Genomic DNA, 12466 nt, shown 5'->3' with positions numbered 1-12466 from the left:
TGACGTAAGGCCCGAAGCGGTCTTTAGGGACCGCTTACAGGGGCACATGGCACACTCGGCGACGATGGACATATCCGGGACGCGGCTCAGGGCGGCGCGGGCAGCACTGTTCACGGCACTGGTCGTGACGCTGTCCGCGGGCTCCCATGTGCTGCTGTCCCAGGCCCCGCTGCCGCTGTCCGTCGTCGCCGCGCTCAGTGCCGCGGTGTTCCTCGTCGCCTACGCGGCGGGGGGCCGCGAGCGCGGCTTCTGGCGGATCGCCGCTCTGCTCGTCCCGCTCGAACTGGCCGCGGACACCGTCTTCACCAGCGGCCAGCAGGTCTGTTACGGACCGGCGGGCGGCCCCGTCGCGGGGTCGCTGCGCTCGGTCGGCTTCGACCTCCTGTGCGGGGGCGCCGTCGGTGCGCCGCTGCCCGGGGTGGTCTCGCCCGAGTCCGCCGCCGTCACCCTGCTGCATTCCCCCGACCCGGCCCTGCCCTGGCTGCTGCTGGCCGCCCATGTCTCCATCGGGCTGCTCGCCGCACTCTGGCTGCGGCGCGGCGAGGCCGCGCTGTCCGGTCTGGTGCTGGCCGTGGCCGCGTTCGCGTTCCGGCCGCTGCTGATCGCGGCCACCGTGGCGGGGACGGTCCGCGGGGCCGTACGCCACGCGGTGTGCCCGGCGGGCCGTCCGCGCCCGTCCCGTACGCGTCTTCTTGTGCACTCCGTAGGACGGCGGGGGCCTCCCGGCCTCGCGCTCAGCTCTCTCTGAGCCGAGCGGCCACGCCCCCCCGTCCCCCGCTTCAGCGGCAGTACGTCCTCACACGGAGTGAATCACCATGAGCGCACGCAACAACCAGTCCAGCAAGTCAGCCGCCCGCGAGCGGGTGCGCCAGGAGCGCGAGCGGCAGGCGAAGAAGGACAGGGTCCGCCGTCAGCTCGTCGTCCTGGGCTCGGCCGTCGTGGTCCTCGCGATAGCCGGCGGCGTGGGCTTCGCCGTCGTCCAGAGCAACAAGCCCTCCCACTGGGAAGCGATGAAGGACGAGAAGAGCGTCGTCGCCCCGAAGAACACCGAGGGCACGGACGGCACGACCGTCGTCCTCGGCAAGGCGGACGCCAAGAAGACGCTGGAGGTGTACGAGGACTCCCGCTGCCCGGTCTGCGCGAGCTTCGAGCAGACGGTCGGCGAGACGGTCCAGAACGACCTCGACGCCGGCACGTTCAAGATCAAGTACGTCGGCGCGACCTTCATCGACAACTCCGACAACGGCACGGGATCGAAGAACGCCCTCTCCGCGCTGGGTGCGGCGCTCAATGTGAGCCCCGAGGCCTTCCTCCAGTACAAGACCGCGCTCTACTCGGCGAAGTTCCACCCGGAGGAGAGCAGCGACAAGTTCGCCGAGGACAGCTATCTGATCCAGGTGGCCGACTCGGTGAACGCGCTCAAGGGCAACACGGCGTTCCAGCAGGACGTACGGGACGGCACGTACGACGCCTGGGCGATGAAGATGTCCGCCGCCTTCGACAAGAGCGGTGTCCAGGGCACTCCGGCGTTCAGGATGGACGGCAAGGCGCTCACCGCGGAGGGCACGGAGAACCCGCCCATGACGGTGGCGGAGTTCAACGCCGCGGTCACCAAGGCCCTCAAGGGCTGACAGCGGACGGGCGGGCGGCCCCTCCCCGGTCCCGCCCGCCCGTCGCTGTCCCGTGCGGTGACGCCGCTCAGCCCGTGCGGTGACGCCGCTCAGAGTGACGCGATGAAGGCGAGCGCGGTCCGCCAGGTCTCCTCGGCGGCGGCCGCGTCATAGTCGGGCAGATCCGGGTCGGTGTAGAGATGCCCGGCCCCCGGATAGCGGTAGATCTCCACATCGGCCCCCGCCTGCCGCATCCGGAGATACCAGGCGGTCAGCCAGTCGTGCGACTCGAACGGGTCCGGGTCCGCCACATGCAGCTGTACGGGCAGCTCGTCGACGGCCGCGTTCTCCGCGATGTCTGACGTGCCGTGCATCAGCAGCAGCCCGCGGGCCTTCTCGTCGCCCAGCGCCAGGTTCTGCGCGACGGAGCCGCCGAACGAGAAACCCGCGTACACCAGGCCGCGTTCGGAGTACGGCGCGGCGGCCAGGACAGCGCGCCGCAGCAGCTCTTCCTTGCCGATCTTCTCCTTCAGCGCCATGCCGTCCTCGACGGTGCCGGCGGTTTGTCCGTCGAAGAGGTCGGGCACGCGCACCTCGTGCCCGGCGGCACGCAGCCGGTCGGCGGCCGCGTGCACCGCCGGGCGCAGACCGTGGACCGAATGGAAAAGCATGATGTCCATCCGGCCATCCTGCCAGCCCGCTCACAGGAACCGTCGAGGGAGCCAATGGAGAACGTACTGCGCCCACTGACCGTGCTCGGTGGCTCGGTCCTGCTCACGCTGGTGCTCGGCTGGACCGTCGACCTGCTGCTGCGCCGCGCGGACGACCGCCATCCCGAGACCCCGCTGTGGGGCCTGCTGCGCCGCTGCCGGCTGCCGCTGCAAGTGGTCCTGCTCACCGCGCTGTTGCGCGGCACGTTCCGCGCGACCCGGTGGCGGATCATCGAGGACCACCAGGACCGGATCAGCCAGGCGCTGTCGCTGGTGCTCATCGGAGCCGGTGCCTGGCTGGTGGTACGGATCGTGTCCGCCGCGGTGGAGTCGACGTACGCCCGCTACGCGACCTCGACCCGCGACCCGGCCCGGCTGCGCCGGGTCCGTACCCAAGTGACGCTGATCATGCGGATCGTGACCGCGGTCGTCGTGGTGGTGGCGGTCGCCGCGATCCTGCTCACCTTCCCCGATCTGCGGACCATCGGCACGTCGATGCTGGCCTCCGCGGGCATCATCGGCATCGTCGCCGGTGTCGCCGCGCAGTCCACGCTCGGCAATCTCTTCGCGGGTTTCCAGATCGCCTTCGGCGACATGGTGCGGCTCGGCGACACGGTGGTGGTGGACGGCGAGTGGGGCGTGATCGACGAGATCACGCTCACCTTCCTCGCCGTACGGACCTGGGACGAGCGGCGCATCACGATGCCGGTGTCGTACTTCACCAGCAAGCCGTTCGAGAACTGGTCGCGCGGCGGTGTCCAGATGACCGGCACGGTCTTCTTCCAGCTGGATCACTCGGCGCCGGTGCGGCTGATGCGCGAGAGGCTGCACGACATCCTGCTGGAGTGCGCGGCCTGGGACGGCCGCGACTGGAGCCTGGCGGTCACCGACACCACCCCGAGCACGATGGAGGTGCGGGCGGTGGTCACGGCCAAGGACGCGGACGACATCTGGACGGCCCGCTGCGCGGTACGGGAACAGATGCTGGCGTGGCTGTCCGAATGGCATCCGTACGCCCTGCCGAGGATCGCGACGGCGCCCGCCCCGGTCCTGCGGAGGAACGGCCAACGCCCGTCGGACAGTACAGAGTCGGACAGTGCAGAGGAGGACAGCGACCACGCCCGTACCGGCCGCGGCTGACACCGGGCCGCCGCGTCCCGGCGGGCCTCAGCGCATGCTGTGCACGTCCAGGTGGCGCAGGACCCGGTCCACCACCTCGGGGTCGGCGCCCGGTTCGCTGCGGGCCGCGAGGACCTCGTGGCGGGCCGCCGACATCATCTCGCGCTGGATGCGCTGCACGGTCTTGACCCGGTCCGCCCGCTTGGTGGCCCACTCGCGCCGCTCGTCGTCGATCAGGTCGGGGCTGATCCGCACCCCGATGTCGAACGCCCCGCGCAGCAGCCGCTCGCTGATGTCCTCCGGCAGCTCCTCGACGTCCTCGATCTCCTTGAGCCGCCGCCTGGCCGCCTTCGCCGCGCGGACCGCGAGCGAGTGTTCCAGCTCGCGTTCGGCGTCCGTGTCGGCCCGGACGCCGAGTTTCCGTACCAGCCAGGGCAGGGTCAGGCCCTGGATCACCAGTGTGCTCACGATGACCGCGAAGGCGATGAAGATGATCTCGTCACGGCCGGGGAACGGCTCCCCGCTGTCGGTCTTCAGCGGGATCGCCAGCGCCAGCGCGACCGAGGCCACCCCGCGCATCCCCGACCACCACATCACCACGGTCTCGCGCCAGCTGACCGGGATCTCCTCGTCGTAGTCGCGGAGCGTGTGCATCCGCTTGGCCAGCCAGGTCGCCGGCATCAGATACAGCAGCCGTACGCCGACGACGACCCCGACGACCGCCGCGCCCCAGCCGAGCATCTCCGCCGCCCGGCCGCTGGCCGCGCCGAAGGCGTTGTGGAGCTCCAGGCCGATGAGGCCGAAGGCGACACCGGTCACGAGCGTGTCGACGATCTGCCAGAAGGAGTTCCCCGCGAGCCGGCCCATGACGTCGTCGGCGTCCGCCGTGTGCTCGGCGAGAAAGAGCGCGGTGGTGAGGACGGCGAGCACGCCCGAGCCGTACAGCTCCTCCGCCAGCACATAGCTGGCGAACGGCACCAGGAGCGACAGGCCGATCTGCAGGGTCGCGTCCCCGAGCAGCGACATCAGCTTGTTGGAGAGCCAGCCGAGCGCGAGCCCGACCGCGACGGCCACCACCGCGGACAGGACGAGCTGTCCGGCCGCCTGCGGCCAGGAGAACGTTCCACTGACGGCCGCGGCGATGGCCACGTGGTAGAGCACGATCGCGGTGACATCGTTGAAGAGCCCCTCGCCCTCCAGGATCGAGACCAGCCGTCTGGGCAGCCCGAGGGATCCGGCGACGGCCGTCGCGGCCACCGGGTCGGGCGGGGCGACGAGCGCGCCCAGCGCGACCGCGGCGGCGATCGGCAGTCCGGGGACGATGGAGTTGGCCACGGCGGCCACCGCCGCCATCGTCACGAACACCAGCGCGACCGCGAGCAGGAAGATGGGGCGTTTGTTGGCCGCGAACTGCCGCCAGGAGGTGCGCTGCACGGCGGCGTACAGCAGCGGCGGCAGCAACAGCGGAAGGATGAGGCCCGGCGGCACCTGGACGTTCGGTACGAACGGCAGCAGCGCCAGGACGATCCCCACCAGGGTCATCAGCACCGGCGAGGGCAGTTTGAGGCGCTCCCCGAGCGGCACCGTGACCAGCGCCCCGAGCAACAGCACGAGCAGCAGCGCCAACTGGTCCACGGTGCGCCCTCCGGCGGTCGAATGCCTCGACGGCAGTCGGTGATCAAGGGCTAAAGCCTGCCACGCGCCCGGTACGAATCCGGCCAGGGGGGTCGGCCGGTGGGGAAGGCCGGCGGGGACGGTCCGTCAGGCGGTCCGTCAGGCGGTCCGGCTACAGCGCCCGCCGCATCGACCGGTGCGGCATGTCCGCGTCCAGGAACTCGGGGCCGTACGCCTCGTATCCCAGCCGCTCGTAGAAGCCCAGCGCGTGCGACTGCGCGTGCAGATCCACCGCCGCGAGACCGCGCTCGCGCGCCGCGTCCTCGATGGCGCGCACCAGCGCCGCGCCGACGCCCCTGCCACGGGCCGCCCTGCCGACCGCCAGCCGTCCCAGCGAACCGACGCTCAGGTCCCCGCCGGTCCTGTCGGCCGCGCCCGGTCCGTACAGCAGCCGCCCGGTGCCGAGCGGCAGCCCGTCGTCGCGGACGGCCAGCACCTGGACCGCGTCGCCGTCACGGCCGTCGTACTCGAGGTCCTCGGGCACCCGCTGTTCGACGACGAAGACCTCCTTACGGACCGCGAAGCACGCCTCGATGTCCGCCGGATCCGTCGCGACCCGTATCGCGTAGCCGCTCTCGCCGCCCCCGGCCCCGGTCGCCGTGCTCATACGTTGCTCTCCGCCCTGACCTTGTCCAGCGCGCCCTGCAGATCGTCCGGGTACGTGCTGGAGAACTCCACCCACTGACCGTCCGACGGGTGCTCGAAGCCGAGGCGCACCGCGTGCAGCCACTGCCGGGTCAGCCCCAGCCGCTTGGACAGCGTCGGATCGGCGCCGTACGTGAGATCGCCGACGCACGGATGCCGGTGGGCCGACATGTGCACCCGGATCTGATGCGTACGGCCCGTCTCCAGCTTGATGTCCAGCAGGGAGGCCGACCGGAACGCCTCGATCAGGTCGTAGTGCGTGACCGACGCCTTGCCCTCCGCGATGACCGCCCACTTGTAGTCGTGGTTGGGGTGGCGGCCGATGGGGGCGTCGATGGTCCCGCTCATCGGGTCCGGGTGCCCCTGCACCAGCGCGTGGTAGCGCTTGTCGACGATCCGGTCCCGGAACTGCGCCTTGAGCAGGGTGTACGCGCGCTCCGACTTGGCCACGACCATCAGCCCCGAGGTCCCGACGTCCAGCCGGTGCACGATGCCCTGCCGCTCGGCCGCGCCGGAGGTCGAGATGCGGTAGCCGGCCGCGGCCAGCCCGCCGATGACCGTCGTGCCGGTCCAGCCGGGGCTGGGGTGCGCGGCGACGCCGACCGGCTTGACGATCACCACGATGTCGTCGTCGTCGTGCACGATCTCCATGCCCTCGACGGGCTCGGCCACTATCTGGACGGGCGCGGCCGCCGCGGGCATCTCCACCTCGAGCCAGGCCCCGCCGTTCACCCGCTCCGACTTGCCGACGACGGCGCCGTCGACCTGGACCTTCCCGGTGGCGGCCAGCTCGGCCGCCTTCGTACGGGAGAACCCGAACATACGGGCTATGGCGGCGTCGACGCGCTCGCCCTCCAGGCCATCGGGCACGGGCAGCGTTCTGATCTCGGGAAAGCTCACCCGTCGAGTATGCCTTGTCAGTCCTTGTGGACAGTCCCGTCGGGGTCCAGCCCCCGGAACGACAGCAGCACAATGAGGATGCCGCCGCAGACGATCGCGGAGTCGGCGAGATTGAAGACCGCGAAGTGCGTGGGCGCGATGAAGTCGACGACGGCGCCCCGGAAGACCCCGGGGGCACGGAAGATCCGGTCGGTGAGATTGCCGAGCGCACCGCCGAGCAGCAGGCCGAGCGCGATGGCCCAGGGCAGGCTGTAGAGCTTGCGCGCCAGCCGGGCGATCACGATGATCACGGTCGCGGCGATGCACGTGAAGATCACCGTGAACGCCTCGCCGATGCCGAACGCGGCGCCCGCGTTCCTGATCGCCTCGAACCTCAGCAGATCGCCGATGACCTCGATCGGCTCGTGGTGCTCCAGCTTGGCCACCACGAGCATCTTGCTGCCCAGGTCCAGCAGATACGCCACGACGGCGACGGTGAAGAGCGCGAGGATCCTGCGCTTGCCCCTGGACTGCTCGGCGGGAGCCGCAGCCTCGTCGTCAACATCCGGCATACCGATGCCGCGCTCCGCCTCTGCCACGTGATTCCTCAACCCTAGGTGCCTGACTGAGGACGAGGGTACGGCACACCTGTACGCGTTCAGCCTCGACGTTCCTGCTTCTGCTTGTCCTCCACACAGAGCGTGGCCCGCGGGAACGCCTGCATCCTGGCCTTGCCGATGGGCTCGCCGCAGATCTCGCAGAGTCCGTACGTGCCCGCGTCGAGCCGCTGGAGCGCCCGCTCGGTCTGTTCCAGCATCTCTCGGGCGTTGGCGGCGAGCGCCATCTCGTGCTCCCGCGTGATGTTCTTGGTGCCGGTGTCCGCGTCGTCGTCGCCGGCGCCGTCCCCGGAGTCCCGCATCAGCCCGACGAGGGCCGCCTCCGACGAGGTGATCTCGGCGTTCAGCCGGGCGATCTCGCCGGTCAGCTCGGCCCGCGCCGCGGCGACCTCTTCCGGCGTCCAGGGGTCCTCGCCCGGCCGTACCGCGAGCTCCCCGGGGGGAGTCGCGGCGGCTGCGCTCGCCGTGACGAGCGCCGTCGCGGCCGCCGCGGCGCCCTTGCCCGCCGCTGTGCTCCTGCCGCCCGCGGTCTTCTTCGCTGCCACCGTCTTGGCTCCCGTCTGTTCCGCGGCCTGAGCCGCCCCCTCGGCCGCGGACGCGGCCTTTTTCGCAGGTGCCCTGCTCGCCGGCGCCCTCTTCGCAGCCGCCTTCTTCGCCGGTGCGTGCGGTGCCGGTGCCCCGTGCGCCGCTGTCTTCTTCCCGGGCGTCTTCGTCACGGGCGTCTTCTTCGCCGATGTCTTCGCCGGCTGCTGCGCCGACGTCTTCGCTGACGTCTTCGCCGGTGCCTTATTCGCTGGTGTCTTCTTCGCTGGTGTCTTCTTCGCCGCCGCGGACTTCCCCGCGGGTTTTCCCGCGGATGTGCTCTTCGCGGCGGTCTTCTTCGCCACCATGGCCGCGGCCCCTTCACATATGGTGATCCTGCTCGCGAATCGTGCTGGGACGATAAATCGACCCCAGCCACGCGGCAACGGGGCACGCCGCCGTTTCGGCCCTCCCCGTGCCGTGAGCGAGACAAGCCTGCATCCGTTGTGCCCAGCTACCCGCCCGGTAATCCGCCGCCGGGCCTGCCGCGAAGTCCGCGGGGGCCGGTCTAACCGTTCGTGTCATACGCTCGGCCGTACGCCACCCCCGCGAAAACCGGTCGGCCGGGCCCCGCACGGCCCCGTACACTGGGGCCAGCGAGAGGCGTGGATGGGGACGAGTAGCGTCGTACGCGGCCATGAGCGACCCGGGGACGGTGAGAGCCCGGGGGCAGAGCGCGAGGTGAAGCATCACCCCGGAGCCGCCGGAAGAAAGCCCCGGTAGATCCCGGAGCGAGTAGAACCGGCAGCGCGACCCCAATGAGGGGGCCGCGGGCGGCACACGCCCGGGGCCAAGGAGGGTGGTACCGCGGGAGCGCAGCTCTCGTCCCTCCGACGGAGTTGCCACAGTTCCGCCGGAGGAAGCGCCCCATGACACCCGTGACACCGCCGCAGTACCGCCAGGTGCCCGCCCAGGTCGACCTGCCCGCACTGGAGCACGCCGTGCTCGACTTCTGGCGCGAGAGCAAGGTCTTCGACAAGAGCCTCGAACAGTCCGAGGGCCGCCCGGAGTGGGTCTTCTACGAGGGCCCGCCCACCGCCAACGGTATGCCGGGCGCGCACCACATCGAGGCCCGCGTCTTCAAGGACGTCTTCCCGCGCTTCCGCACCATGCGGGGCTACCACGTCGCCCGCAAGGCCGGCTGGGACTGCCACGGCCTGCCGGTCGAGCTGGCCGTGGAGAAGGAGCTTGGCTTCACCGGCAAGAAGGACATCGAGGCGTACGGCATCGCCGAGTTCAACGCCAGGTGCCGTGAGTCCGTCACCCGGCACACCGACGCCTTCGCCGAGCTGACGACCCGCATGGGGTACTGGGTCGACCTGGACGACGCGTACCGCACGATGGACCCGGAGTACGTCGAGTCCGTCTGGTGGTCGCTGAAGGAGATCTTCAACAAGGGCCTGCTGGTCCAGGACTACCGCGTGGCGCCCTGGTGCCCGCGTGACCAGACCGGCCTCTCGGACCACGAGCTGGCGCAGGGGTACGAGACGATCATCGACCCCTCGGTCTTCGTCCGCTTCCCGCTGACCTCGGGCCCGCTCGCGGGCGAGGCGGCGCTGCTGGTCTGGACGACCACCCCCTGGACGCTGGTCTCGAACACCGCCGTCGCCGCGCACCCCGAGGTCACCTATGTGGTCGCGACGAACGGCGAGGAGAAGCTCGTCGTCGCGCGGCCCCTGCTGGAGAAGGCGCTGGGCGAGGGCTGGGAGCCGACCGGCGAGTCCTTCACCGGCCGCGAGATGGAGCGCTGGACGTACGACCGCCCCTTCGCGCTGGTCGACTTCCCCACGGAGGCGCACTACGTCGTCAACGCGGAGTACGTCACGACGGAGGACGGTACGGGCCTGGTCCACCAGTCCCCGGCCTTCGGCGAGGACGACCTCAAGGTCTGCCGCGCCTACGGTCTGCCGGTCGTGAACCCGGTCCGCCCCGACGGCACCTTCGAGGAGGACGTCCCGCTGGTCGGCGGTGTCTTCTTCAAGAAGGCCGACGAGGCGCTGACGGAGGACCTCAAGGCGCGCGGGCTGCTGTTCCGCCACGTTCCGTACGAGCACAGCTATCCGCACTGCTGGCGCTGCCACACCGCGCTCCTCTACTACGCGCAGCCGTCCTGGTACATCCGTACGACGGCCATCAAGGACCGGCTGCTCGAAGAGAACGAGAAGACCAACTGGTTCCCCGACTCGGTCAAGCACGGCCGGTACGGCGACTGGCTGAACAACAACGTCGACTGGGCGCTCTCCCGCAACCGCTACTGGGGCACCCCGCTGCCCATCTGGCGCTGCGAGGACAACCACCTGACCTGCGTAGGCTCGCGCGCCGAGCTGAGCGAGCTGACGGGCACCGACCAGTCCGCGCTGGATCCGCACCGCCCCTACATCGACGAGGTCACGTTCGGCTGCCCCGACTGCGGGCGGACGGCGACGCGTGTCCCCGAGGTCATCGACGCCTGGTACGACTCGGGTTCGATGCCGTTCGCGCAGTGGGGCTACCCGTACAAGAACAAGGACCTGTTCGAGAAGCGCTACCCGGCGCAGTTCATCTCGGAGGCGATCGACCAGACGCGCGGCTGGTTCTACACGCTGATGGCCGTCGGCACGCTGGTCTTCGACAAGTCGTCGTACGAGAACGTGGTCTGCCTCGGCCACATCCTCGCCGAGGACGGCCGGAAGATGTCCAAGCACCTGGGCAACATCCTTCAGCCGATCCCGCTCATGGACCAGCACGGCGCCGACGCGGTCCGCTGGTTCATGGCGGCCGGCGGCTCGCCGTGGGCGGCCCGCCGGGTCGGCAACGGCACGATCCAGGAGGTCGTCCGCAAGACGCTGCTGACGTACTGGAACACGGTGGCCTTCCAGGCCCTGTACGCCCGTACGTCGGGCTGGGCACCGAGCGAGGCGGATCCGGCGCCGGCCGACCGGCCGCTGCTCGACCGCTGGCTGCTGAGCGAGCTGCACGCGCTGGTCGACCAGACCACGCAGGCCATGGAGACGTACGACACCCAGCGCACCGGCAAGCTGCTCTCGGCCTTCGTCGACGATCTGTCCAACTGGTACGTCCGCCGCTCGCGCCGCCGCTTCTGGCAGGGCGACAAGGCTGCGCTGCGCACCCTGCACGACGTGGTCGAGACCGTCACGCGGCTGATGGCCCCGCTGACCCCGTTCATCACGGAGCGGGTCTGGCAGGACATGGTCGTGCCGGTGACGCCGGACGCGCCGGAGTCGGTGCACCTGGCCGGCTGGCCCGAGGCCGATCTCGCGGCAATCGACCCGGCGCTCTCCCAGCAGATGACGCTGGTACGGCGGCTGGTCGAGCTGGGCCGCGCGACGCGGGCCGAGTCGGGCGTGAAGACCCGCCAGCCGCTGTCCCGCGCGCTGATCGCGGCGACGGGCTTCGAGACCCTCTCCCCCGAGCTGCGCGCCCAGATCACGGAGGAGCTCAACGTCTCCTCCCTGGCGACGCTCTCCGAGGTCGGCGGCTCGCTCGTCGACACGACGGCCAAGGCGAACTTCCGGGCGCTGGGCAAGCGCTTCGGCAAGGGCGTCCAGGCGGTGGCCAAGGCGGTCGCCGACGCGGACGCCGCGGCCCTGTCCGCCGCCCTGCGCGACGGCACGGCCTCGGTCACCGTGGACGGCGAGCGGGTCTCGCTCGCCCCGGACGAGGTGATCATCACGGAGACCCCGCGAGAGGGCTGGTCGGTCGCCTCCGACTCCGGTGCGACGGTCGCCCTGGATCTGGAGATCACCCCGGAGCTGCGGCTCGCGGGACTGGCGCGTGACGCGATCCGGCTGATCCAGGAGGCCCGCAAGAACAGCGGCCTGGACGTCGCGGACCGCATCGCCGTGCGCTGGACGGCACAGACTCCCGAGACGGCACGAGCCCTGACCGAACACGCCGGCCTGATCACCGACGAGGTCCTCGCCCTGGACTTCGCCACGGGCGAAGCGGACGACTCGTACGGCACCCCCTTCACGGACGAGGGCCTGTCCCTCACATTCCGCCTCCGCAAAGCCTGACCCCACCCCCCAACGGCCCGGCCCCGGCACCCCCGGAGCCGGGCCGCCGCGCTGTGTTCCGGGGCCCGGGGGGGGCGAAGCCCCGCCACCAACGGCCCCAGAGCTCGGCCCCGAGCCGTGCCGGGGTCCGTTGCCGAAAGCCCTAGACCGACCCACCCGGGGCCCGTGGCCGGAGCCCCGGCACCCACGGCCCCGGGGCCCGGGCACGAGCCGTTCCCGAGGCCCGGCCCCGGCACCCCCCGGCGCCGGGCCGCCGCGCCCCGTTCCGGGAGGCCGGGGCGCAAGCCCCAGGCCGACCCCACCAGGGCCCGTGGGCGAAGCCCCGGCACCCACGGCCCCGGGGCCCGGGCACGAGCCGCGCCGGGGGCCGGCGCCGAAAGCCAGGCCGCCCAACCGGGGCCCGTGGGCCGGGCCCCGGCACACCCACGGACCCGGGGCCCGGCCCCGGCACCCCCCCCGGCGCCGGGCCGCCGCGCACCGTTCCGGGAGGCCGGGGCACAAGCCCCAGGTCGGCCCGGCCGGGGGGCGTGGGCGAAGCCACCGCACTCGCGGCCCGGGGCTCGGGCACGAGCCGTTTCGGGGCCGGGGCGGAGCCTCGGGGTCGGGGAGGGGTG

10 protein-coding genes are annotated in these 12466 nt (G+C 71.4%); 4 read left to right on the top strand and 6 right to left on the bottom strand.

What is annotated here, in order from left to right:
* Positions 1-64 precede the first annotated feature (64 nt).
* Together ACFVWW_RS30895 and ACFVWW_RS30890 are read left to right on the top strand one after the other, a co-directional pair.
* Positions 65-748, top strand: a complete 684-nt coding sequence (locus tag ACFVWW_RS30895; RefSeq protein WP_386877926.1) for a hypothetical protein — start codon at positions 65-67, stop codon at positions 746-748.
* 67 nt (positions 749-815) lie between these two features.
* Positions 816-1631: a thioredoxin domain-containing protein gene (locus ACFVWW_RS30890; RefSeq protein ID WP_386877832.1), complete on the top strand. Its 816-nt coding sequence runs from the start codon at positions 816-818 to the stop codon at positions 1629-1631.
* A gap of 89 nt (positions 1632-1720) precedes the next feature.
* Here ACFVWW_RS30890 and ACFVWW_RS30885 read toward each other — a convergent pair whose 3' ends face one another.
* Entirely contained in the window at positions 1721-2290 is a 570-nt protein-coding gene (locus tag ACFVWW_RS30885; RefSeq protein ID WP_384193411.1) for a dienelactone hydrolase family protein, read from the bottom strand.
* 45 nt (positions 2291-2335) lie between these two features.
* Here ACFVWW_RS30885 and ACFVWW_RS30880 point away from each other — a divergent pair, with 45 nt between their 5' ends.
* Positions 2336-3460, top strand: coding sequence for a mechanosensitive ion channel family protein (locus tag ACFVWW_RS30880; protein WP_386877833.1), 1125 nt, complete (start codon positions 2336-2338; stop codon positions 3458-3460).
* 27 nt (positions 3461-3487) lie between these two features.
* Here ACFVWW_RS30880 and ACFVWW_RS30875 read toward each other — a convergent pair whose 3' ends face one another.
* The 5 genes from ACFVWW_RS30875 to ACFVWW_RS30855 all read right to left on the bottom strand — a co-directional run bounded on the left by ACFVWW_RS30875 (position 3488) and on the right by ACFVWW_RS30855 (position 8144).
* The gene (locus ACFVWW_RS30875) at positions 3488-5074 is read right to left on the bottom strand and encodes a Na+/H+ antiporter (protein ID WP_384193417.1); all 1587 of its coding nucleotides are present in this window, start codon (positions 5072-5074) and stop codon (positions 3488-3490) included.
* A gap of 151 nt (positions 5075-5225) precedes the next feature.
* The gene (locus tag ACFVWW_RS30870; protein ID WP_386877834.1) at positions 5226-5720 is read right to left on the bottom strand and encodes a GNAT family N-acetyltransferase; all 495 of its coding nucleotides are present in this window, start codon (positions 5718-5720) and stop codon (positions 5226-5228) included.
* The gene (locus tag ACFVWW_RS30865; protein ID WP_384331526.1) at positions 5717-6658 is read right to left on the bottom strand and encodes an RluA family pseudouridine synthase; all 942 of its coding nucleotides are present in this window, start codon (positions 6656-6658) and stop codon (positions 5717-5719) included. The genes ACFVWW_RS30870 and ACFVWW_RS30865 overlap by 4 nt, the downstream gene beginning before the upstream one ends.
* 17 nt (positions 6659-6675) lie before the next feature.
* Positions 6676-7236, bottom strand: a complete 561-nt coding sequence (lspA, locus tag ACFVWW_RS30860; protein ID WP_384193424.1) for a signal peptidase II — start codon at positions 7234-7236, stop codon at positions 6676-6678.
* A 59-nt stretch (positions 7237-7295) separates the two neighbouring features.
* Complete coding sequence (locus ACFVWW_RS30855) at positions 7296-8144, bottom strand: TraR/DksA family transcriptional regulator (RefSeq protein WP_386877835.1); 849 nt, start codon at positions 8142-8144, stop codon at positions 7296-7298.
* A 570-nt stretch (positions 8145-8714) separates the two neighbouring features.
* On the opposite strand from ACFVWW_RS30855, the gene ileS reads away from it, so the two are divergent.
* Positions 8715-11852 carry an isoleucine--tRNA ligase gene (gene ileS, locus ACFVWW_RS30850; protein ID WP_386877927.1) on the top strand — a complete coding sequence of 1046 codons (3138 nt, stop codon included), beginning with the start codon at positions 8715-8717 and terminating at the stop codon, positions 11850-11852.
* Positions 11853-12466 lie beyond the last annotated feature (614 nt).

The organism is Streptomyces sp. NPDC058198 (assembly GCF_042882605.1).
Classification (GTDB): Bacteria; Actinomycetota; Actinomycetes; order Streptomycetales; family Streptomycetaceae; genus Streptomyces.
Note: the sequence above shows the minus strand (reverse complement) of the source record. Positions and strands in the feature narration are given on the sequence as shown.